Origin of the sequence: Streptomyces sp. NPDC085460 (assembly GCF_044541975.1) — a bacterium.
In the GTDB taxonomy this organism is placed as follows: domain Bacteria; phylum Actinomycetota; class Actinomycetes; order Streptomycetales; family Streptomycetaceae; genus Streptomyces.
In genome coordinates, this window is record NZ_JBITTO010000013.1 from 25,198 (window position 1) to 47,858 (window position 22,661).

Below are 22,661 nucleotides of genomic sequence, written 5' to 3' on the forward strand. Positions count from 1 at the left end.
TCGGCGATCTGCGCGCGGCCTGCCTGCTGCAGGGCAGCGGCGGCCGGTCGGCGCGCATTCTCGATGGTGCCCTCGGTGACGCGGTGGTCGTCGGCGGCACCGTGGAGCCCCAGGGGTTCGCGTGGCCGCCGCGGACCCTGTCTGCGTCGTTCTCCCTCACCGCTGCTCTCCTGGGTACGACACCTGGCGGGGGGGCAGGCCACAGTGCCCTCCCGCCATCACCGTCCTCCTCGTGAGGGCGAGCGGTTCGCTCCTGCCGGCCCCGTCGTCGAGTGGGGGCACGGGCGTCGCCCCGGCGGAGTCGAGCCCGTACGGATCGGCTTCGTACACCGGTGGGTCGGTCGGCGTAGTGCGACGGGGCGGTGGTGCCGGAGGCCAGGGTCTGCGGGTCGGTGTCAGTCCGCGCGCCGCAGGTGGGCGAAGACGACGAGGTTCTCGGTGTAGTCTCCGGCCGCGCGGTCGTAGGGGCCGGCGCAGGTGATGAGCCGGACGAGGGCGTGGGGTGTGTCGTCGTAGACGCGCTTGTTCGGGAAGTCGTCCTTGCGGAAACTCTCCACGGAGTCGACGACGAAGACCGCGGTGGTGCCGTCGGCGCGCGCGACCTCGAAGGAGTCTCCCGCTTCGAGTTCGCCGAGCCGGGCGAAGACGGCCGGTGCGGTGACCGTGTCCAGATGGCCGGCGATGAGCGCGGTCCCCCGCTCGCCGGGAGCGATACCGGCGGCGTGCCATCCCACGAGATTGGTGTCGTCGGCCGGGGGTGGGTCCAAGGCTCCGGAAGGCCCGATCTTCAGGCTGGTGAAGGGCGCGTCGACGCCGATCTTCTCGATCCTGAGGCGGGTCGGGATCGCTCTGGGCAGCGCGGGACTGGAGGGCCGCTGGATGCTCGGCGGGGCCCGGTGGGGCGCGAGGGGGGCTGCCGAGCCGCCGGCTGCCGGGGCCGCGACGGGCTTGGAGGTCGCCTGGGGGCGAGAGGTGTCGGCTTCGTCCTGCAGGAACGCCGTCGGTCCGGCGAGGATCAGGAGCGAGGCGAGCGCTGTCGTCCAGAACACGGTGGGCGCGACCCATCGTGCGCGACGGCGTCGGGGTGCTTCTTCGCTCGCGGGGGCGGGTGGGGGTTCCATCTCGGACGTCTTCTCATCGGGCATGTCGGGTCCGGGGTCGCGTGGCGGAGCAGAAACGGTGGCCACGGCGCAGGGACTGCCCTCAGGGCGGCAGTCCCTGCGCCGGGTCGGCTATCACGCGGACGCGCCGGCGGTGGTCTTGCGGCGGTGGAGGACGACCGCGGCCGCCCCGCCCGCCAGCACCAGGGCGCCGGTCAGGCTCACGCTGTTCCCCGCGAGACCGCCGCCGCCGGTGTGCATGCCGCCCTTGGGCTTGTCGTGCTTGTAGCCGTCCGGCTTCTGCTGCTCGGGCTTGCCCCAGTCGTCGGCGTTGACCGCGGAGAGCGCGCCGGAGCCGGTGTGCATACCGCCGTACGGCTTGCCGTGGTCCTTGCCCTTCTCCTTGTCCTTCGTGTCCTTCGTGTCCTTCGTGTCCTTGGACCAGTCGTCTCCGGCGTTCAGGGACAGGGCGCCGGAACCGGTGTGCATCCCGCCGTGCGGCTTGCCGTGGTCACGCTTCTGGCTGTGGGCGGAGTCGTCCTTGTCCCGCTCGCCGGCCGCGAGCGCGTACGCGCCGGGCGTGGTGAGGGCCAGGGCGGCGGCGGTCGCCGCGGTGGCGAAGAGAATGCGGGCAGAGCGCATCGATGTCTTCCTTTCGACCGCTGCGTCAGCCGACGGGCGTCCGCTTCCGTACGCAGCGATATGGCCCACCGTCAGCTCCAAGGTGACGGCCCGCCACTTGAGCTAGTGCATAAGGGAACAGGAGGAGCGCCGTCGTCCGCGTGCGTTGACGCGGGGGCCGCGTATCAGGGCGGGGCGCGGTGGCGGCAGCCGGGCTAGAGGAGCCGAGCAAGAGCTGAGGGCATGTCCGATGTCCCAGCGGGGGCGCCGTCGCCATCGCCTCTGCCGAGACCCGATCCTGCTCCACTCACACACAGCGGCGGCCTGCGTCTCGACGGTCGCGATGTCGTGCAGTGCCGGTACCGGGCCGGTACGGTACGGCGTCGCGTACGTCTCACGGCACGACAGGCCCTTGGCCCCCCGCCCCCGCATCCGGAGGGCGGGGGCAGGGGGCGGGGCCGGCTCGTGCGGCGGGCGGCCGCTGCGGCGGGCCGAGGTGGTCAGGCGTCGGTGAGGGGGGCGGCTCCGAGCCTGATGTTGTCCACGGCCCAGAACCAGTTGTTGCCCGCGCGGTGGACCCGGAAGCCGACCTTCACCGAACTCGCGTCGGCCGGCACCGGGAAGGAGCAGGTCACGAGACGGTTCTGCTGGTCGCGGCCGCTGTTGGTGTTCCCCGAGGCCGCGCTGGAGTAGTGCAGCACCCGGGAGGTGGCGCCGGTGTCGAAGACCACGGTCACCTCCGCCTCCTGCGGGCTCTCCTGCCGGTAGTGGGAGTCGAAGCCCAGGTACAGCGTCGGGGTCCCCGCCGGGATCTCGACCGCGGGCGTCGTCAGCGTGGAGTCGAAGGTGCCGCGGCTGGACGGGCTGCCGGTGTCGTCCCAGTCGTCCGGGTCGGCGACGGCGACGATGCCCAGGGACCGGCCGAACGCGGCCCGCTCCTGGCCGGCCGGGAACCAGAACTGCCGGGACAGGAACGACCAGCCGTTGAGTTCCTCCGTGCCCTGCGGCATGCCGGTCGCGTTGGTGACCGTCCATCCCTCGGGCGCGGTCCGCGTCCAGCCGCGGAGCCCCGGACGGCTCAGGTCGGTGGCGGGGGCCAGGCGGTCGGCGAGGGACTCGAAGTTCTCGGCGAGCAGGTAGCCGGTCATCACCGGCCCCACCTTCGTGGCCAGCGACTCCGTCTGCTCCACCGTCGCGCCGCCCGCGGTGCGTGCGCCGACGGTCGCCTTCAGCGTCGCCGAGGTGCGGGCCGCCGACGCGGGCGCCGTGACCTCCCACACCACCTTCACCGACGTACGGGGCGGAACCGAGGACGGGATGCCGGCAGCCGCCTCGGCGCGCCATCCGTCCGGTACGGCCAGCGCCGCCGACAAGCCGGTGAGCGGGGCGTTCCCGGCGTTGGTGACGGTCCCGGTCACGGCCAGCGGCCGCTCCGGGTACAGCGCGCAGCCGTCGGTGCCGGGGGAGCTGGCCGGAGCGGTCAGGGTGAGGGTCACCGCGCGGGCGACCTCGGCCCGGACGCGGGCGTCCGCGACGCGCAGCAGGCCGTCGCCCTCGGCGCGGGCGGCCACCGTGAGGGTGGCGGCGGTGGCGTCCGCGGCGGGGGTGACGGTGAAGCGCAGGTCCGCCGAGCCGCCGCCCGGCAGGCTCCGCGGCGCCGGCCCGGAGGGCTTGACCGTCCAGCCGGCCGGAGCCAGGAGCGCTACCGCGAGGTCCCGCAGCCGGCCCGTCTCCTCGTTGCGTATGCGCACCGTCACTTCGGCGGGGCTGCCCTGCACGAGCGGGGCGGTCAGCGGCGGCAGCGGCTCCGGAAGGATGAGCTCCGCGCTCAGTGCCGGCCCGGCGCCGATGGCGGGGTCGGTGCTGCCCGGACCGCTGTCCGCGGGCCGCCCGGACATCCGGCGCAGGAAGCGCGGGTCGTCCTCGTCGAGCACCACGATGTCGTACCAGCCATGCCGGGCGAGCGGCACGGACACGGTCCTCTTCCGGCCGGGTGCGAGCCGGACGGTGTGGACGCGGCCCTCGCCGCGCCGCGCGTGGGTGGACTCCCCCACCAGGAGCGTGCGGGTCCGTCCCGACGGGTTGCTGCACTCCACGTCCACGCTGCGGGCGTGGGCGCGCTCCACGACGTGCGCCTCGGCGCCGGTGCCCGCGCCGCGCAGTTCCCACAGTGCCCAGCCGGGGCCGTGCACCTGGAGGTCGTAGCCCTCGGAGCCGTACGGCACACTGCCGGTGGTGGCGTCGCGGCCGGCGACGGTCCAGGCCCGCGGGGCGGTCCCGTCCCCCGGGTAGGCGGTGATCGCGGCGGCCCGCCGCCCCTCGTTGCCGAGCCCCAGCCGCACCTCGGTGTCGGTGACGGTGGCGCGGAGCGAGAGCCGGTACGGGGAGGGCCGCGTGGGACGGACACCGGGCTCCTGGGCGGGGCGCTCCTGCGTCGCCGGCGGCACCGGGTTCCAGCGGCCGATCGGTGCCGGGACCGCGCCGGGCTGCTCCACCTTCGGCTGCCGGTAGGCGCGGTCGAAGTCGAACGCGGAGGTCAGGTCGCCGAAGACGCTGCGCCGCCAGGCGCTGATGTTGGGTTCCTGGACGCCGGTCCACTTCTCCAGGAACCGGATCACCGAGGTGTGGTCGAAGAGTTCGGAGTTCACGAACCCGCCGACCGTCCAGGGGGACACGACGGTCATCGGGACGCGCGGTCCGGGGCCGACGGGGCGGCCGCCCACCCAGTCGTCGCCGTCGCCGCTGTCCGGCCTGGGCGCGGTGGGGGCGGGGACGTGGTCGAAGTAGCCGTCGTTCTCGTCGAAGTTGATGAACAGCGCCGTCTTCGACCAGGTCTTCGGGTCGGAGGCGATGGCGTCCAGCAGGTCGTAGACGAGGCCGGCGCTGCCGACGGGCGTGGAGGAGCCGGGGTGTTCGGACAGGGCGGCCGTGGGCACCACCCAGCTGACCTTCGGGAGGGTTCCGGCTTTGATGTCGGCCTTGATCCGGGTGATCAGGGTGCCGGGTTCGGAGCGGTAGGCGCCGCGGAGGAAGAGTCGGCGCTCGTCCTCGGGGAGGGCGTCGACGGCGGTGCGGAACCGGGCGAGATCGGCCTGTCGCTGGCTGTCGCTCTTCGCCCACAGCTTGTCGTAGAACTCCTCGGTGGTGGTGTGGGCGAACCCGGCGGCGGTGAGGATCTTCCGGCCGATCCGCTTCCACGGCTTGAAGTACTCCACCGCGTTGTCGGTGAAGTTGTCCCATTCCTGGTAGATCTGCCAGGAGACCCCGGCGGCCTCCAGACGCTCCGGGTAGGTGGTCCAGTCGTAGCCGGCGTGGGTGTAGGAGTACGCGGCGTTGGTGACGGCCCGGGCCCCGCCGCCGGGTTCGAATCCGGTGGTGCCGGTCCACAGGTAGTTGCGGTTGGGGTTGGTGGAGCCGAAGACGGAGCAGTGGTAGGCGTCGCAGATGGTGAAGCGGTCGGCGAGTTCGTACTGGAGGGGGATGTCGCGCCGGTCGTAGTAGGCCATGGTGCTCTGGCCCTTGGCCGCGATCCAGTCGTTCCACCATCCGTTCGCGCGGGCCTGCACCCCGTCGGGGAAGCCGTGCGGCAGCGAGCCGAGGTACTGGATGTCGCTCTCGGGGCGTCCGGCGTCGACGGCCGCCTGCCGCGCGGAGAACGGCAGCACGGCGGGCCCGCCGGAGCGGGGCTGCTCGAACACGCTCGTACCGTCGGGCAGTCGCAGCGCCCTGCTGTCGCCGAAGCCTCGGACGCCCCTGAGGGTGCCGAAGTAGTTGTCGAATGAACGGTTCTCCTGCATCAGCACGATGACGTGCTCGACGGCGCGGAGGCCACCGCGCGGCAAGGGAGCGGCCATGGCCGTCAGGAGCGAGGGCGGCAGGACGGAGAGCGCGGAGCCCGCGGCGAGGGTGCCGAGGACCTTACGGCGTGAGAAGTCGGACATGCCGGGGAGGCTAGGACGTGACACAGCACTTCCAAAACCCGTCACGTCAGGGATTCGCCCACTGTTCACGCCCGGGACTCCTACGAAATCCGCAGGTCAAGGCCATGATCACGCTGAGCCGGCGGATGCTGTGGCCGATTCCGGTAGACCGGTACTACCGGTCTACCGATCCACTGGTCTCACCTCGGCTGAGGTCATGCGATGCGCGTGCGGCCCTCCGTAGCGCTCACCGCCACCGGCAAAGGGACTTCGGGCGGCGACGCGGCCGCTCGCTCGGCCTTCTCCAGCCAGTCGGTGTACCAGCGGGCGAATGTCACCGGCGTGCCGTCGTCGGCGAGCAGCGGGGCGAGGTCGATGTCGTCCACCCGGCAGTCGGACCAGACCGTGCCACGGTGGCTGCCGCTGATGATCAGCCACTCCCTCTGTGCGCAGCCCAGATGGGAGATGACGATGGCGCCGACGGTTCGCTCCGGGGCGAACATGAGGTCCCCCCACCGCTCGTCCCACGCCTCGAAGGCGTCGTCGAAGTCCTCGATGTCGTCGAAGTCCTCTTCCTCGGGGCGTTGGGCGTGCAGGTCGGCGAGCAGCTTCGGGTCCGGGCCCTGGTCGGGAAACGGCTCGGCAAGCCTCGACAGGTCGGCGATGTCCGCGCCGTCGCCTTCCCAGCGCCAGCGTCCCCGCACGCGCCGCACCGGGAACAGGCCGTACGCGGGGCCGGCGCCGCCCGCGCCGACGTGGAGCAGAAACGTCCGGTACTCCTCCGGCAGCCGTACGCCCGTCTGGGCCTCGAGTTCGGCGAGCTCGTCCGGGCTGAGCGGGTCCTCCAGGATCCATCTGTGCCCCAGAGCCCCGAACACCTCCCTGCCGGAGGGACCCGCACCCACCGTCTCGATCCGCCGCCGCACGCCCGCCCACCACTGATCATTCATGCGCCGACCGTACGTGCCTGCACTGACACCCGTGCTGCGGAACCCACACCCACGGTCTCGGCCGCCTCAGGAATGCCGACGTCCCGGGCCCTGCGGAATCTCGCGTGCCGAGGCCACGAGTTTTTGGAATGATCGCTCGGTCCGCCTACCGTGCCCGAGTCCGGAGGAACACCACGGCTGTCGACTAAGCGAACGGGCACATCACCGTCCGCTGTTCCCCCGCCCGCAAGATCCTCATCACCGGCGGCGTTCCCGGCGCGCAGGTCGTCCAGGGCGAGAATCTGACGGACTGCACCCTGCCGCTGGCGATGTTCCGCGACGGGTTCTGCCGGGTCACGGTCGAGGACGACTCCGGCGGGCGTGCCTGGAGCAACCCCATCCACCTGCGGCCCGCCACGGCCGACGGCGCACGATGACTCCCGCGACCTCGCCGAGGGGACCGGAGGGCCGCGCGCTGTCCGTGCTCGGGGGCGGGGTCGGGTTCGGAATCGGGTCAGGGGCCGGCCGGAAGATCACCCGCCACTGCCTGGGCGCGTTCGGGCTCCCCCAGCTCGCGGAGAAGCGCGACGAGATCACGCTTGGCGTGCCGGGTGTCGGGATGGTCCTCGCCCAGCACCCGCCGGTATCGCTGAAGTGTGTCCTCCAGGACGGCACGGGCAGCCTGGTGGTCGTCGAGGCGCCGCAGGAAGATCGCGAGATTGGATGCCGCGCGCAGGGTACGGGGGTCGTCGGGGCCGAGCGCGAGGCGGCTCCGGCGCAGAACGTCCTCGCACTGCTGCCGGGCCTCTTGATGCGCACCGAGCGCGAAGAGGCAGGCGCAGAGGTTGCTGCCGACGGTCAGGGTGAGGGGAGCCTCCCAGCCCAACACCCGTTCGCAGCGCGGGAGAAGGTCCGCGAGCAGATCCCTCGCCTCCGCGTGCTTGCCGAGGCCGATCAGGCACCCGGCGAGCCTGTTGGCCACCGCCAGCGTGTCCGGATGGTCCCTCCCGAGCGTTTCGCTCCAGGCCGCTGCGGCGATGCGGCCGAGGGTCACGCCGGGTTCGTGCTGGCCGGACACGTACAGATAGCGCAGCACCTGGACGAGCAGAGCCCGGAACTCCTGCGATTCGTGGCCCCTGTGGTCCGGGCGATGGAACAGGATCCGTACCAGTGAGGCGATCTTGCGGTAGTCGGGCCAGGAGGCCGGTAGCTCTGGGTCACTGACGGCCAGGGCGGCGTGCAGGGCCAGGATGTGACGTCGCAGATCTTCCGGACTGTCGTCGTCGTCCGAGCGGTGCGGCGGCGCGGTTGCGGCGCCGGCTGCCGCTCGCGGTCCGCCCGGCGCGGGGTAGGAGGGGAGCGAGGACGACCGGGCCGACGTCCACAACGACGTGGGAGCTCCCGCCTCTTCGAGCAGCAGAGAGGGGCAGCCGGGTTCATGGAACAGACCGCAGCCGGAGTTCAGAACAGAATCCGCACGGCCGTCGAACAACGCGGCCACGGGATACACCTCGAACGGTTCCCCGCTGTTGTTGATGACCGTGGTGCCTCGACGGCCAGCGCAGGTCCAGTCGAGCTCCAGCTGCCACGCGATCTCGTGCGTGCGGGCGATCGGTTCGAACCAGAACTGCTCCACGTCGGTGGCACTGATGGAGAAGGGGAAGTCCGCGCCCTGAGCGCGCATCTGCGGCACCCGGACCTCGAAATCCGTGGTGAAGCGGCGGGGTTCGATCTTCGCCCCGATGCGGGTGAGCAGACAGGCGGGGCGCGGCGGCCTGCGAGCCAGGACGACAGGGCGTGCGGCGTCGAGGACCACGGCCCGGTTCGTCCTGGCCTCCAGGGTGATGACGTGAACCGTGCCACTGGGCACCATCACGCGTGGCGGGTCCGCGTCCACGACCAGATCGGCGAGGGTCCCGCCCGGCCTCAGCTGTACGGAGGCGATGACGGGGTTCTCTAAGTCACTTGGAGTGTCGCCGCCCCTGGAGTTGAAGGTCACTCCGCCATGCACCGTGCCCGCCATGATGACGTTGCCGAGCTCGCCGCCCGAGATGGAGTTGCCACCGCCCTGGGGCGGGACGGGGGCCGTGTCGTCGGACGGCTTCCGCCTGGCCTTGTCTCCTCCGTCTCCTCCGTCGCCCCCGTCGAAGCCGCCCTCGGCCGTCGGCCGTTCGTGCTCACCCATGGCGTATCTCCCTTCATCGCGAGGCCGCCAGCCTACGGCGGAGGTGCACGGCCCCGACGGACGGGCTCCGCGTGGCAATCTCGTCGCGTCCCGGCTGAACAGCACGCTAGGGACGCCGTGTTGGATGGAGATGCTTCGGAGCGAGTCAGGGCCGGGACGGGCTGCCCACGGCCCCTGGGGCTGGGCGACGTCGGACAGTGCGCCTACCAGGAGTTCGCTCAGCGGGCTGCGGGCGGGACCGTTGGGGCTCGTCCGTTGTGTCCGTGAGGGATGATCCCCTCATGGACAGACTTGTTGATCTTGACGAGGTGGCCGCCTTCCTGGATCGACGGTCGGAGGGCTGGGTGTCGTCCGGCCTTGAAGTGGGCCGGGTGACGTGGAGGGACGCGGAGGCTTCCTGGCCTCAGCCGCTGGAGACCGACCGGGCTCGGGTTCGTGACCCGGACTCGGTCGGCGTGGTCGTATCGGGTCCGGCGGAGGCCGTGCTGTCGGTCGTGCTGTTCCGAGGCGGCTGGGCCGATGTGGACTTCGTCGCGGACCTCGACGACGCCGGTTGCCTGCCGGCCTCGGACATCGCCTCGGCGTCGGACTTCGGGGCGCGAATGGACCGGTGGGTCGCTCGCGTCTTCAGAAGCCGTGGCAGCAGGCCCACCGGACTCGCCGCGCCGGATCATGGCTGCTACGCCGGATGAGGCTGCTCCACCGTGACTTACGGGCACGGCTGCCGCGAGCAGGCTTCAGGTACTGGGCTGCAACGGGCTGCCCTTCCAGCGCTGGCGACTCGTCCTCGACACGAAGAAGATCGCCTACACGTTCGTCAATGAGGAGACCGGCCGCTGCCTGGACGACAGCATCAACGGGCTCAAGACGCTCGACTGCAACTACAGCGACTTCCAGAAGTTCAAGTGGCAGGGCCAGTAGACATCTGACGCCGCGGTCCGCGCGCCGTGGCGAAGGCAACGAGCCCGGACGAGCACGGACAAGCGCGGACGAACGCCGGAAGCGGCACCGTCGCATGCGGCGGCTCGACCGCCCCCGTCGCGACACGTACGCCGTGACCCGGAATCTTCCTCAGATGACGGTGTCGCCTGTCACCGCAGCCGGTCGAACGCCTGGTCCGCCTCGGATACGGCTTCGGGGTGGACCTCGCGGGCGGTTCGACCGTCGGCGATCTTCTGCCAGTTGGTCCGGGCGAGCACCCGTTGTACCGCAAGTACCTGCGCGGCCAGCAGGCGTGCCCGGATGCCTGCGCCGAGGGCCTCCGCCAGCGCCTCCTCGTCCTCGATCTGGTACCTCGTGAGCCGAGCCGCCAGGCTCGGCGTGGCGAACACCATCCGGTGGAAGGCCACCACCTCGGGATGATCGCTGAGGCCGGTGACGGGGTCGTACCGATCGAGGCCCGCCCGGAAGTACTGGTGCAGCGCCGTCACCGGCTCGATGCCGGACTCACGGTCACGTACGACGCGTGCGGCCTCGCCCTGATGGTCAGCGAACCGGTGCAGCACCAGATCTTCCTTGGTGGGGAAGTACCGGAAGAGAGTCGGCTTGGAGACTTCGGCCGCCGCGGCCACGTCGTTGACCGATACGTGATCGAAGCCACGTTCCAGGAACAGCGTGACGGCGGCGTCGCCGATGGCGTCGCGCGTCCGCTCCTTCTTGCGGGCCCTCAGTCCCGTCGACTCGCTCACCTGACCACCGTAACATTCATGACCGAGTTGCTTTTTTAACCGAGTAACGTTTTCATGGGCGGCGTGAATCAGACAGAGAACGCTCCCGTGCTCGTCACCGGTGCGACGGGCCGGGTCGGCCGGGTCGTCATCGACCGACTCCTCGACGCGGGCGTGCCCGTACGTGCCCTCACCCGCCGCCCCGGGACGGTGACGCGGCTGCCGGCGCAGGTCGAGGTCCACACCGGCGACCTCACCGCACCGGAGACGCTCGACGCGGCATTGAACGGCACCCGTGCGGTCTTCCTCGTCTGGACCGCCCCTCCTCGAACCGCGGCGGCCGTCGTCGAGCGGCTGGGGGCCCACACGCGGCGAGTCGTCCTCCTCTCCTCCCCGCACCGGACGCCCCACCCCCTCTTCCAGCAGCCCAACCCCATGGCGGCGCTGCACGCCGAGATCGAGCGGCTCATCGCGGCCGCCGGACTCGAATCGACGATCATCCGGCCGGGAATGTTCGCGTCGAACTCGCTGGCCTGGTGGGCGCCCGCGATCCGGGCCGGCCACGCCGTCCGGTGGCCGTTCGGTGCTGCCGCGTCGGCACCGGTCGACGACCGCGACATCGCGGCCGTCGCGGCCCGAACGCTCCATCAGGATGGGCACGTCGGGGGCGACTACGTCCTCACAGGCCCCGAATCGCTGACCCACGCCGAACAGGTGGACATCCTCGGTGACGTCCTCGGGCGCCGGATCGCCTTCGAGGAGCTGACGCCGGACGAATTCCGGCACCGGTGGGAGGGAACGGTGCCCCGCCCGGCCGTCGACATGCTGCTCGCAGCGTGGAATGCGGCGGTCGGACAGCCCGCCTACACCACGTCCACGGTGGCCGACATCCTCGGGACGGCACCACGAACATTCCGCCAGTGGGCCACTGACCACTCCTCCGCGTTCGCCAGGTATGCGTGACCGCACCGACCGCACCCGCACCCGCACCGACCGCAACCCGCGCGGGGGAACCCGGCGGGCGATCCGTGGCCCCGGCGCTCCGGGGCGCCCTCCGGGTCGCCCCTCCGCTCGTGACAGCGTTCAGGGCGAGGGGCGAAGGTGCGCGGTGCGGTCCTGTCGCACCGCGGTGAGCAGTGCCTCGACGACCGCCGCGGTCGTCGGGTTGGCCGATTCGGTACGACGGGTGGCGGCGAACAGAAGGCGCAGGATCGGGTGGTCCTCGATGGGCGCCGTGCGGATCCCGGGTGCGCCGGGGTCGATGGCGGTCCGGGGGACGAGCGCGGTGGCCAGGCCGGCTCGTGCGAGGGCGAGTTGCGCGGAGATGTCGGCGGTGACGTACCGCGCCGTGGGAGTGAAGCCTGCCTGGTGGCAGGCGTGCAGGATGGCCTGCCCGCAGTCGGTGCTCGCCGGTGGCACGACGAGGTTGTGCGTGGCCAGTTCGCGCAGGGTTACGGGACGCTCACCGGATCCGTCGGCGGCGGTGACGACGAGCAGCGGATCGTCGAGCAGCGGCGAGATCACGACGCTCCTGGGCGGCGCGGTCTCCGGGAGGTGGTGGTAGCGCTGGCCCAGCACCACGTCGACGGTGCCGAGCGTGAGTTCCCGCAGTTGCGCCTCATCGGTGACGAGACAGGTCATGACGAGCTGGGGGTGGTCCGCGCCCAGGGCGGCCAGCGCGGGGGCCACGATCCTGGCGACGGTCGACGGCAACGCGGCCAGTGTGGCGGTGGCGCCGACCGTGCCCTTGACCGCCGCGACGGCGCACTCGGCTTCCTCCATGGCGGCGAGGATCCGGTGGGCGTGTGCAAGGAGGACGCGGCCCGCCTCCGTCAGCGCGACGGTGCGTCCGTCGGGACGCAGGAGGTCGACCCCCACGTCCTGTCTCAGCGCGGCCAGCTGCTGGGACACGGCCCCGGCCGACAGTGCCAGGGACTGAGCGGCCGCGGTGATGGAGCCGCGGGCGGCGACGGTCTTGAGCATGTGCAGACGGCGAATATCCAGCATGACTCGATAGATTACCTAAAGGGTTCCATCAGAAATGATCCCCTTGACCTGGTGAGTCGTGATGAGCGACTTTCAGCCCATGGAAACCCTCGACTGCATCTCCGCGGTGGCCCGGCCCATCCACGACTTCGGTGACGAGTTCATGTCCGACACCGCGACCGCCGCCATCGGCCTGCGCGCCGGATTCCCCCCTGGACGCGGCTTCTACTGTCGCGGACGGTTCGGAGCGCTCGGCGAGGCGCCGGCCTCGGTGGTCCAAGCGGTACAGGGCTTCCTCGGCCCTGATCTGGTCACCACCGGCTGGCGGTCCGGACGGCCCGTGATGCCGGCGGAGGAGGCCGTCACCTGCTACGCCGAGGCAGTCCGGACGTGGGGGCGCGCCCACATCCCGGGCGACGTCGACGTGGAGCGCTTCAACCTGCTGGCGCAGCGGTTGATCGACGCCGCCGACGCCGACGCCCTGCCTCTGTTCGCCGGCTGGCGGGCGCAGCCCTGCCCTGTCGACGACCCGGTCGGAGCGGCGATGCAACGCATCCACGTACTACGGGAGCATCGCGGTGCTTGCCATCTGGCGGCAGTGCGCCTGTCCGGGCTGAGCGGACGGGAGGCGATGGTGATCAACCTCGGCGTGGAGCAGGCAGCCCACTACGGCTGGCCGGAGCCACTGCCCGTCGCTCCGAGTCTGGTCCCCCGATGGCAGCGCGCGGAACGACTCACCGACGAGCTGCAAGCACCGCTCTACGCCACCCTGACGGAGCGGCAACGCGCGGAATTCGCCCAGCAGGTCCGGGATCTGACCGGCTCTGCGACCCCGTGACCGGGCGTCGTGGACATCAATGGGCTGACGAAAGCGGGCGGCCATCACCCCCGACCAGCGGCGTCGATCACGGCCCGACGACACGCTGAGCCCGGGATCGGCTCGGCGAGACGTCGACGCCGGGCCGGGCCGGGCCGGGCCGGGCCGGGAGGGTACCGGAGGGATGGGATACCGCCTACGGAGCGAATCCAGGCCCTGACTCCACTCCCATGCACATGCTCCGCGCCCGGGGAGCGCACCGCCATCGGCTGGGCTCGCCGGGTGTTAACGGCCTCGCATGGGAGGTCGGCCCCACGCGGTCGGGGGAACCGCTCGGCCGGGGCCGCTACGGAAGAGATACTCCCTGAGGCTCTGCGGGGCGACTGGCGGGCGACTCGTCGTTTGAAGTCTGAGACTCTGGTGTGTGACCCGTTGCGGACGGCGCTGAGGGACGATCACGGGATCTGCACCCTGGAGTGCCCCGGAAGCCCGGCCGGTACGCCTTCCCGATGCCGGTCTGCACTCCCACTCCACCACTGAACGTGTTCAACCACTGAACGTGTTCAAATGGTGGAACCGGGGGCGCCCCCGGTACCCACCCGCGCTCCCCCACCCCGATCATCCAGAAGGCGAACCACCTCCCGTGAGCCCGACCACTCGCCGCACCCGCCACGCGTCCACAGGGCCCACCCCACGCACCCTGGCCCTCGGCTATCTCGCCCTGATGGCCACCTCCGGCCTGGTCCGCGGCCTCGCCGGCACGTCCGGCGACGGTTACCTGGCCGCCCTGTACTTCCTCTCCTTCCCGGGCTCGCTCCTGGTCACGATCTTCGGAGCCGGCCCCCTGAACGCCCTCCTGGGCGGCTCAGGCCCGGGCGAGGACAGCCCCTTCGGGCCGATGGTCTACCTCGTCGGCGGCGCCGCCGTGAATGTCCTCCTCATCTGGGGAGCCGCGAAAACCGTACGCCGCCTGCGCCAGCTGCGCCGCTGATCCATCTCGCCGGACGACTACAGCCATCACCCCGGGGCCGCCACCCTCGGCGGGGCATGGCCGACGGACGCGAACCTGGTCATCGGCATGCCCCTGGTGTCGTACGCCCCCGGCCCGGTAAGCCCGAGCCGGGCAACCGACCGCCCGCGCCGCCACCAAGAACACACGAAGCCGCTGCTCGCGCCCGCTCCATCATCTGGCGGAACCAGCACTCCGCGGACGAGCGCCTACGCGAAGTATTGACCAGGGCGAACGTAGCGTGACGCAGCGCCGAGGCCGCATCGTGACGCCGCCGCCTGTCAGCTACTGCGTACTGCCGTCGTCGAGTCCGGCGATGACTTTGACGTCCGCTTCGGACATGTCCAGGATCCCGGCGATCAGGCGGGCCTGCAGAAGATTCGGGTTGTGCCCCTTGCGGAGCATGTGGATGGTGGACGTCGAAAGTCCGGCGGCCCTGGCCATCTCCCCGACCGAGATCCCGCGCAGGTTCATCAAGCCGGTGAGCATCCGTCCGAACGGATGCGGCTCCGACTGCCCGGCAGGGGCAACGGCCGGGCCGATGACCACGTCACCGATCTTGACTTGGAAGCGGATCAGCCGGTCGCCCGTGAAACCGACCTTCGCGACGAACGGCAGGGTTTCACCGTTGCCGGAGGCGACCGTTCCCGGGATCGACACCTCGGTGAACCTTACGGCGGGATCGCAGCGGTGATCCCCGGTCTCTGCGGGACGTCCCGGCTGGACGCGGTCGACTTTCCAGTCACGGTTCCACCACGGAAGGTCCTGCAGAACCTCGTTGAAGAAGGGCGGCAGGACGGTCATGTCCACTGGCTCCGGAGGATGCTTCTGACCTCCCCATATGACACCGGGCCAGTACCTCAGTGCCGCGATCACGTCCGCCGTCAGCGCGCGGTTGCCAGGCTCCACGGTCACACTCTCCCCCCAGTCGACGAAGCAGTCTCCCATGATCAGGCAAACGTTGTCTGACGTGACGCTAGGAGCTGAGCCACGCGCCGGGTTGGCACCGGACTCCAGGCCGCTTCGGCGTTTCAGGGCGCCGTTGCCTGCGGCCGCAGCGCTGGCCCGGCACCGAACGAGCGGCCGAGACACTGCTTCCACCGGAGGGGCGGCGATCCCAGTCGGCAGCGAGAGGACCAGACGCCGGTCGGTGACAGCCGCGCTCCATCACCCCGTACAACGGCAGGCTGGCCGTTCTCGAGAGCGATGCGGTCGCCGGCGGCAAGGAAGAGTGGACTCGTCAGCGCGAAGACGTATCCGTCATCGGTCTCAAGGTCGTTCACGAGGACCAGCCGCGAGGTTGGTGTGGCTCCGTCAGCTACCAGCCGCATGCGGAAATCGTCCCACGCACCATGAGGTCACCACGACCCAATTCGGCAGCTGGACAATAGCCTCCCATGTTCAAAGAGCAAGACCAGGGAGGAAGCCGGCTCAGCGAGCCGAACCCCTCATCCGCCCGTGCCGTTGCTCGAATCCCGCTTGTCCAGACTCGACTCCCGCGTTTCCCCCGGCCAGGGTCACGCCGTGGTGGGGGCATGGTCGTGGGTGGTAGGTCGATCTGTGGACCGGTGCGCCTGGTTCACCTCCCGAAGAGCCGCCCACGCGTCCGCTACGGGGCCGACGTGACCGAGCTTGTCGGGGTTGTTCACGGCGTGGATCGTCTGCACCTGTCCGTCGCGTACGTCGAGCGCCCAGGTGCCGAGAACCTGGCCCTCCCTGTCACGGAAGACCGCACCCGGCCGGCCGTTCACCTGGCGCGGCTCCACGAGGCCGCCGCCCCTGATCACCCTTGGTACGAACGCCGCGAGCACACCGGCCACATGTCCGGCACCGAGGACGACCGGCTTGATCTGGGGGCCTTGCCGCCGCTGTCGCCGATCATCTGGACGTCGGCGGCCAGCAGTTCGGTCAGCCCGTCGACGTCCCCGTCCCGGAAGGCGCCGAAGAACCGTTCGGCGAGTTCCTCACGCGCCTTGCCGTCGGCCTCGAACCGCGCCCGGCCCGCGTCCATGTGGCGGCGCCCGCGCGCCGCGAGCTGGTGGCAGGCCGCCTCCGATCGCCCCACGGCCGCCGCGATCTCCGGGAATCCGAAGGCGAACACCTCCCGCAGCACGAAGACCGCGCGTTCGAGCGGGGTGAGCCTCTCCAACAGGAGCAGGGCCGCCATCGAGAGTGAGTCCGCCAGCTCCGCCGACCGCGCCGGATCCTCGTACGGGTCGGTCAGCAGCGGCTCGGGGAGCCACGGTCCGACGTACTCCTCCCGCCGGACGCGGGCCGAGCGCAGCACGTCGATCGAGATCCGGGTGACCACGGTCGACAGGAATGCCTGCTCCTCCTTGATCGCCGCAGCGGCTCTGTGGATAGACGGATCCGCGGGTAGGTGGGTCGGTGGATCAGTGGGTAGGTGGATCGTTGGGTACCAGTACGTGGCTACGCTGAGGCCCTGCGGCCCGTGAAACGCCGCTCTCCACTGCCTCCGTCACCAGGGCACCGCGCCCTCCTCGCCGATGAATCGCGCCGTCGGGCCGTCCGCGTCCAGCGTGGCCAGGCGCACCACTACTGCGGCGCCTTGCGCGACCGTGAGCAATCCGGTGTGGTTGTTGCTGTCCGTGTCAACGAAGCCGGGTGCGACCGCGTTCACGAGGATGCCGTCCTTCCGCAGCTCATTGGCGTACTGCACCGTCAGCGCGTTCAGCGCGCTCTTGGATGGTGCGTACGCCGCCGAGGGCAACAAAGCGGCGAAGGGGCCCTCCGGATCGCTGGTGAGGCTCAACGAGGCGGCGTGACTACTTACGTTGACCACGCGTGGCATCGGTGACCGCCGTAGCAGCGGCAGCATGGCGTTGGTCACCGTGATCACTCCGAAGACGTTGGTCTCGAACACCGCTCGGACCATGTCCACGTCGACAGAGCTGGGGACCTGATCGTGGGCGTCCTCAGGCGAAACCTGCCCGGACCCGGTGATTCCGGCGTTGTTGATCAGCACGTCGAGGTGGCCGAAGCGCTCCTCGACCTGCTTCGCGGCCTCCTGGACCGTGACATGGTCGGTGACGTCCAGCGTGACCGCGTACGCTTCGCCGCCGGTGGCCCGCACAGCCGCGGCGGACTCCTCACCGCGCCGCGGGTCCCTGGCACCGATCAGTACCGTCATTCCCAGCGCGGCAAGGTGTTCGGCGACCCCACGGCCGATGCCCTTGTTCGCCCCGGTGACCAGCGCGACCCTCCGGTGCGTCGTCTCCTCGCTCATGCCCGGCTCCTTGTCGTCAAGGGGGCTCTTGGTCTCCTCAGAACCCCTCCTCACCACCTGAGACGAGACAGCCCGGCCGTTTCTGACACGGGTGCCGTGCCCGACTGTCCTCCGTAAGATCACTCCATGCCTGCTGACGAGCCTGTTACTCGGTCCATGTGTCGCGTCCAGCCGATATCGGACCCTCGGCCGATGCCGGTGCTTCCTCAGCGGATCTGGTCGGATGAGGACTGGAAGCGGATCCAGCGTGGCTACGCGTCACAGGACATGGACGAGAAGTGGGACGTCTTCACCGAGGGTGAGGTGGTCTTCCTGCATCGAAGCTGGACCGGTTTCGGAGTCTTCGCCGCGACCTTCGCGCCGGTCTATGGCGGTGGATGGCGGATCGTCAGTGCCGTGACAGAGCGAGATGGCGAGCGCTATGGAGGCAGGGACGACGCCTACGACTGCGTCATGCTCGAACTGGTCGTCAGCGCCATCGTGCTGGGTGAGCCAGTGCCTGAGCTCCGCTCGAAGCTGGTGGAGTTGACCCGACGTAAGGCGCGTTCTGCCGATGCTCCGGCCGGCTTGATTCAGCACAGCACGCTGGGGCTGCGCTCAGGATCGGTGCGTCGTTCGTAGCGCACGTGGAGCCGTCGAACCGGCGGAGCCGAGCGAAGGCCGTCCGACCCCGGATCGACGGAATGGCGTCCAGCAGCGGCAGGAGTTGAGTGACGCCCTGCCTGGGCGCCGGCGTCCGCCGCCCGGTCGGGAACGCGCAGCTCAACTCATTCCGAGACGATCAGCTATCGGAGCTCCGGCAGTGGTCCGGGACTCTTCGGGTAGGAACCCTCTTCGAGCCGGAAGAGGTACCTCCACAGGTCCGCGCCGAGCCCCTCGGCGATGTAGGCGGCGAAGTCCCGCAGCCCCTCCGCGGCTTCACGCTCTTCAGCCCTGTCGCTGGAGGACCATCCGGGCAGGAGGGACTCCAGGTACTCGGTGACCCGCCCGCGGTCGCGCCACCAGTCTCTGACGGCGTCGGGGATCCATCGGCTGTCGCCGTCGCAGGCGTAGCCGCGGTACGGATCTTGCTGGGCTGCTGGGCGGAGTCTGTGGTGCGAGGCCCATGCAGAGCGCTGCCCCCTTGGCCGGCACCTGCTCACTGCGCGGCCCGGCACTGGCCCGCTCGTCCGACGGCCGCGGTGCTGCCGGTCGGGCCAGACAAGCTGGACGGAGGGAACCGGGGACTGGCGAGAGAAGCCGACCCGCCTCCAAGGTGCCGGTACCGGCGGTGACACTGACGCCGCCAGAGCACGTCTCGGCTGGCAGCCGACCGCGGCCATCCCCTTCCGCGGCGGTCGCCGACGTACGATCCAGCCCCCTGTGGTCCCTTCCACGGTCTGCGGAACCGCCGTCCCCACCAGATCCACGCGGCGCGGACCTCTGCCGAGGTGGCAGAGGCCCGCGGTGTGCGTAGCGGTCAGCGCAGGTGCCGGGTGAAGAACTGGGCCGCGGCGTCACCCGCGAACTGCGGGACGCCGGTGTGTCCGCCCATGTTCGCGTTCAGGGTCTTCTCCTTGGAGCCGAAGGCGTCGAACAGGTTCAGGGCGGCCTGCCGGTCGTTGCCCTCGTCGTCCCACTGCAGCAGGACATGCAGGGGGATGCTGACCTCCCGGGCTTCCTCGAACATGGCCCGGGGGACGTAACTCCCCGCGAACAGAACGGCGGCCGAGATGCGCGGATCGACCACCGCGAGCCGGATCCCGATCGAGATCACTCCCCCCGAGTACCCGACCGGGCCGTCGATCTCGGGCAGCGCGAGGAGGGCGTCCAGGGTGGTCTGCCATTCCGGTACGGCCTGGTCGACGAGCGGGAGGATGAGCGCGTCGATGACCTCGTCGCTGACTCGCTCACCCGCGTCCAGGGCCCTGCGCAGGTCGGTGACGGCCTGCTCGGCGCCGGGCAGGCGCGGACGGCTGCCGGATCCGGGGAGCTCGATGGTCGCCGTGGCGAAGCCATCGGCGGCGGCCTGCCGGGCCCGGGCCAGCAGCCGCGGGTACGTCTGGCGCAGCCCGAGGGGCGGGGGGCTCAGCAGGATCAGCGGCGCCGGTGCGGAAGGGGCGACGGGTGTCCAGAGGATGCCGGGGATCTCACCGAGGGTGAATTCGCGTTCGAGGACGCCGTCGTCGAGACGTCGCTCAGAGGTGAAGTGCATGGTCGTGCCTTTCGGGGGAGCTCACAGCGGTGCTCCCGGACGACCTGTCGCCCGACCATGACCCCGGAGGGGAGCACCCATGTCGATACTGCGTTCACGGGTACCACCTCCTCGTTCTTTCGCACGGCCTCCGGGAGCGTAGCAACGGGCGCGGTGGTACGCGAACGGGTTTCGCGGGGGCCGGCCGAGCCCGCTGGGCGGATCACACCTGCGCATACAGTTCCGTCATGACGACAGCCGCTCACCACCGGTTCTCCGCCCCTGTCGGCCGATCCCGGGTCGAGGTCACCAGCTCCCTTCGGAACATACCCCTGCGGGTCATAGCCCCGTCGCGCCCCGGTGTGCGGGCGCCGGCTCCCGGAGCAGCCGCGCGAGACGCGTACATCGGCTGTGGGAGGGCGGCGCGTTGAGTGACGACGAGCCGGTCTTCGTCCGCAGCCGGTGGGGAACGAGCCGGTACGTCTACAACCACCGCAACCCCGTCGGTCTCGCTCTGATCCTTCTGACGTCGCTGCTCGCGATCGGCATGCTGTTCGGCCTGCACGCCGAGTCGACGTGGAGCGAGGGCGAGCTGGGTGACGCCGTCCGCGAGGGCGTCCGGGATCTGGAAGGCAAGGGGCATTACACGACCCTGGAGGGAAGCCACGGCCTCCTGGTCGAAGAGGCGATCAGGGAGAGCGGCATCGGGCCGGGGCATGGTGTCGACGCGCGTGAGGCGGAGGGCGGGGGCTACACCGTCAGCACCGAGGACACCGAGAGCGCGTACTGCGTCCGCGTCACGCTGACTCTGGACGAGCAGCCCCCTGTCGTTCTCCCCGAGGACGTCGACCTGCCGCCCCCGGGACCGGACAGGCTGGCCTTCTACGTCAGCCACGCGACGTTCAGCGAAGGCTCCTGCCCGTAAGCCCGGGAGTCCGTAAGCCCCCTCGCCGTGCGGACCGGTGCCGAACGGCTCACGCAGGGGGTGCCGACGTGGGGTCGAGGGCCGACTCCGGTCCCGTGGCGAGGAGTTCGGCGAGGCCGCGGCGGGTGGCGGCGACGACGACGCGGTCTTCGGGGCGGAGGACGTATCCGGGGTGGAGGTCCCACAGGAGCTGGGGCTGGGCGCCGTCGTGAGGGGTGGAGGCGAGGTCGGGGCGCCGGGCGGGCGGGTCGGCGGTGTCGAGGGCGAGGACACGCCAGGCGTTCGGCCGGAACGATTCGGCGACGGTGCGGCCTTCGAACTGGGGGTGGCCGGCGACGAGGACGGCGGCGAAGAGCAGGACCTTCCGTTCGACGGGTATGGCTCCGAGGATCTGGCGGCCCATCATGGCGCCGGCGAAGGCGGGGGCGGCGAGGTGGGAGACGCTGCGGCTGCGGGTGACGGCGTCGGGGTGCGCGGAGCGCAGGGTGCGGTACACGGCGGTGGCGAAGTCGTCGTCGTAGAGCCGCATCACCGTGCGCAGGTCGCCCTTGAGGGCGCGGGCGGCGAGGACGGCTTCCAGGTTGGTGGTGTCGGAGCTGGTCAGGGCGAGCAGGGCGTCGGCCCGCCGGACGCCGGCGGCGTCGAGCACACCGTCCTCGGTGACGTCGCCGAGGATCACGGGCACCCCCAGGTCGCGGGCGAGCGGGATGCCGCGGGCGTCTGGGTCCTGCTCGACGCAGACGACCGGGACGTCGTACTCCCGCAGCAGCGCCAGGACACGGGTGCCGATCTTGCCGAGGCCCAGCAGCACGATGTGCCCCGACAGGCCGCGCGGCGGGCGGCGCAGCGCGCCGGTGGCGCGGAAGGTGCCCAGGGCCTCCAGGCCGCCGGCGACCAGCAGGGGCAGCAGGGCGAGGCCGACGAGTCCGGACAGGAGTTGGAGGACCTGCCGGGTGGTCGGGGCGTCGAGCGCGGGGTCGTTGATCGAGAAGAGGTCGAGCAGGGTCAGGTACGCCGCGTGCACGGGGTCGGCGTCGGTCAGCACGGCCGTCGTGGCGGTCAGGGCGAGCACGGCGGCCACGAAGCCGGCGACGGCCCACCGCAGCCGGGCGGAGAACACCTCGCCCCAGGGCGCGCCCCTGCGGGCCAGCCGCCGGGGCGTCGGGACGGCGCTCGCCCGCCGTACGGCTTCCAGCACGATGGTGCCCCTGCCCTGCGCGCCCTGGACGACCCGGTCGTCGGGGAGGAGTTCGGGGGCGGGGGTGCCGCTGGTGCCCGACCCTTCGGAGCCGGCCGGGTCGGAGGTGGTGGAGGACAGCAGCGCCAGCGTGCACAGACCGGGATCCGGGACCTCGCCGCGCCCGGGCGCCGGGCGCTCGGCCGCCCGCAGCAGCAGCCCGTCCGCCTGCACGACCTTGCGGGTGTCGGCCACGGCCGTCGCCACGAGCGCGGGCGCGGCGGTGTCCGCGTCGGACAGCACGGTGGTCGACGCGTCCAGGACGGTGCGGTCGGTGGCCGACGCGGTGACGAGCGCTGCCTGGTCGAGGAGTTCTTCGAGGTGGTCGCCGAGCTTGCGGTTGTACATGCGGACGACCAGTCGCAGGCCGGGGTTCAGCCGGCGTGCGGTCAGCGCGGCCCGCAGGTTGATCTCGTCGTCCTCGTAGAGCAGGGCGAGCGCGGCTGCCGCCTCCACGCGCGCCTCCCGGAGGACATCGCGTGTCGGTACCTCGGCGGACACCTCGCGCAGGGGCGGCACCACCGCCGGCCTCCCGGGCGCGGGTGTCTGCCCGTCCCGCGCGGCGGGCGGCTCCTGCGTCGTCGGTTCGTCGTCCTGGACGCCGGGGACGACGAGCACGACATGGCGCCGGTAGATCTCCCTGAGCTCGGCCGCCAGCCTGCGGGCGAGCCCGTCGTCGCCGCAGACCACCATGTGGCCGTCGGTCCACGGACGTTCCTGGCGCGGCAGTACCGTCATCTCTCTCCCCCGATGTGTCGGTCCGGGCCTGCCAGTTGAGTCGGCACCGCCGGCGAAGCTGCTCCCAAATGAGGAAGGAGCGCGCCGAGCGGGCGAACGGCAGGCAC

17 protein-coding genes and 1 pseudogene are annotated in these 22,661 nt (G+C 71.1%); 6 read left to right on the top strand and 12 right to left on the bottom strand.

Annotated elements, in window-relative coordinates; all coding sequences use genetic code 11:
* Positions 1-395: 395 nt before the first annotated feature.
* From ACIGHB_RS28855 to ACIGHB_RS28875, 5 genes are all read right to left on the bottom strand, one after another.
* Positions 396-1,121 (bottom strand): class F sortase, encoded by a 726-nt coding sequence (locus ACIGHB_RS28855; protein ID WP_399917208.1) that lies wholly within the window; start codon positions 1,119-1,121, stop codon positions 396-398.
* A gap of 114 nt (positions 1,122-1,235) precedes the next feature.
* On the bottom strand, positions 1,236-1,742 hold the full coding sequence (locus ACIGHB_RS28860; RefSeq protein WP_399916973.1) for a hypothetical protein: 507 nt from the start codon (positions 1,740-1,742) through the stop codon (positions 1,236-1,238).
* A gap of 479 nt (positions 1,743-2,221) precedes the next feature.
* Positions 2,222-5,662, bottom strand: a complete 3,441-nt coding sequence (locus ACIGHB_RS28865; RefSeq protein WP_399916975.1) for a phosphocholine-specific phospholipase C — start codon at positions 5,660-5,662, stop codon at positions 2,222-2,224.
* A 194-nt stretch (positions 5,663-5,856) separates the two neighbouring features.
* The gene (locus ACIGHB_RS28870) at positions 5,857-6,591 is read right to left on the bottom strand and encodes an SMI1/KNR4 family protein (RefSeq protein WP_399916977.1); all 735 of its coding nucleotides are present in this window, start codon (positions 6,589-6,591) and stop codon (positions 5,857-5,859) included.
* A gap of 493 nt (positions 6,592-7,084) precedes the next feature.
* Positions 7,085-8,755, bottom strand: a complete 1,671-nt coding sequence (locus tag ACIGHB_RS28875) for a tetratricopeptide repeat protein (RefSeq protein WP_399916978.1) — start codon at positions 8,753-8,755, stop codon at positions 7,085-7,087.
* A 281-nt stretch (positions 8,756-9,036) separates the two neighbouring features.
* On the opposite strand from ACIGHB_RS28875, the gene ACIGHB_RS28880 reads away from it, so the two are divergent.
* Positions 9,037-9,447 carry a hypothetical protein gene (locus tag ACIGHB_RS28880; protein WP_399916979.1) on the top strand — a complete coding sequence of 137 codons (411 nt, stop codon included), beginning with the start codon at positions 9,037-9,039 and terminating at the stop codon, positions 9,445-9,447.
* 399 nt (positions 9,448-9,846) lie between these two features.
* Here ACIGHB_RS28880 and ACIGHB_RS28885 read toward each other — a convergent pair whose 3' ends face one another.
* Positions 9,847-10,443: a TetR/AcrR family transcriptional regulator gene (locus ACIGHB_RS28885; protein ID WP_399916981.1), complete on the bottom strand. Its 597-nt coding sequence runs from the start codon at positions 10,441-10,443 to the stop codon at positions 9,847-9,849.
* Between the two features lie 54 nt (positions 10,444-10,497).
* Between ACIGHB_RS28885 and ACIGHB_RS28890 the strand changes: the two genes are divergently transcribed.
* On the top strand, positions 10,498-11,385 hold the full coding sequence (locus ACIGHB_RS28890; RefSeq protein ID WP_399916983.1) for an NAD(P)H-binding protein: 888 nt from the start codon (positions 10,498-10,500) through the stop codon (positions 11,383-11,385).
* Positions 11,386-11,505: 120 nt separating this feature from the next.
* Here ACIGHB_RS28890 and ACIGHB_RS28895 read toward each other — a convergent pair whose 3' ends face one another.
* Positions 11,506-12,429 (bottom strand): LysR substrate-binding domain-containing protein, encoded by a 924-nt coding sequence (locus ACIGHB_RS28895; protein WP_399916985.1) that lies wholly within the window; start codon positions 12,427-12,429, stop codon positions 11,506-11,508.
* Between the two features lie 79 nt (positions 12,430-12,508).
* Between ACIGHB_RS28895 and ACIGHB_RS28900 the strand changes: the two genes are divergently transcribed.
* Positions 12,509-13,246, top strand: a complete 738-nt coding sequence (locus tag ACIGHB_RS28900) for a hypothetical protein (RefSeq protein WP_399916987.1) — start codon at positions 12,509-12,511, stop codon at positions 13,244-13,246.
* Positions 13,247-13,868: 622 nt separating this feature from the next.
* Positions 13,869-14,216, top strand: a complete 348-nt coding sequence (locus ACIGHB_RS28905) for a hypothetical protein (protein WP_399916989.1) — start codon at positions 13,869-13,871, stop codon at positions 14,214-14,216.
* Positions 14,217-14,519: 303 nt separating this feature from the next.
* On the opposite strand, the gene ACIGHB_RS28910 is transcribed toward ACIGHB_RS28905, so the two are convergent.
* The 3 genes and pseudogenes from ACIGHB_RS28910 to ACIGHB_RS28920 all read right to left on the bottom strand — a co-directional run bounded on the left by ACIGHB_RS28910 (position 14,520) and on the right by ACIGHB_RS28920 (position 17,481).
* A complete protein-coding gene (locus ACIGHB_RS28910; RefSeq protein ID WP_399916991.1) occupies positions 14,520-15,038 on the bottom strand; it encodes a helix-turn-helix transcriptional regulator in 519 nt (172 codons plus the stop codon).
* Positions 15,039-15,751: 713 nt separating this feature from the next.
* Positions 15,752-16,563: pseudogene (locus ACIGHB_RS28915) on the bottom strand (sigma factor-like helix-turn-helix DNA-binding protein); the annotation flags it as partial.
* A gap of 150 nt (positions 16,564-16,713) precedes the next feature.
* Positions 16,714-17,481: an SDR family NAD(P)-dependent oxidoreductase gene (locus ACIGHB_RS28920; RefSeq protein ID WP_399916993.1), complete on the bottom strand. Its 768-nt coding sequence runs from the start codon at positions 17,479-17,481 to the stop codon at positions 16,714-16,716.
* A gap of 192 nt (positions 17,482-17,673) precedes the next feature.
* Here ACIGHB_RS28920 and ACIGHB_RS28925 point away from each other — a divergent pair, with 192 nt between their 5' ends.
* On the top strand, positions 17,674-18,102 hold the full coding sequence (locus ACIGHB_RS28925; RefSeq protein WP_399916995.1) for a hypothetical protein: 429 nt from the start codon (positions 17,674-17,676) through the stop codon (positions 18,100-18,102).
* An 838-nt stretch (positions 18,103-18,940) separates the two neighbouring features.
* On the opposite strand, the gene ACIGHB_RS28930 is transcribed toward ACIGHB_RS28925, so the two are convergent.
* Positions 18,941-19,675 carry an alpha/beta hydrolase gene (locus ACIGHB_RS28930; RefSeq protein ID WP_399916997.1) on the bottom strand — a complete coding sequence of 245 codons (735 nt, stop codon included), beginning with the start codon at positions 19,673-19,675 and terminating at the stop codon, positions 18,941-18,943.
* Positions 19,676-20,081: 406 nt separating this feature from the next.
* Between ACIGHB_RS28930 and ACIGHB_RS28935 the strand changes: the two genes are divergently transcribed.
* The gene (locus ACIGHB_RS28935) at positions 20,082-20,579 is read left to right on the top strand and encodes a hypothetical protein (RefSeq protein WP_399916999.1); all 498 of its coding nucleotides are present in this window, start codon (positions 20,082-20,084) and stop codon (positions 20,577-20,579) included.
* 49 nt (positions 20,580-20,628) lie between these two features.
* Here ACIGHB_RS28935 and ACIGHB_RS28940 read toward each other — a convergent pair whose 3' ends face one another.
* Complete coding sequence (locus ACIGHB_RS28940; protein ID WP_399917210.1) at positions 20,629-22,509, bottom strand: NAD-binding protein; 1,881 nt, start codon at positions 22,507-22,509, stop codon at positions 20,629-20,631.
* Positions 22,510-22,661: the final 152 nt, after the last annotated feature.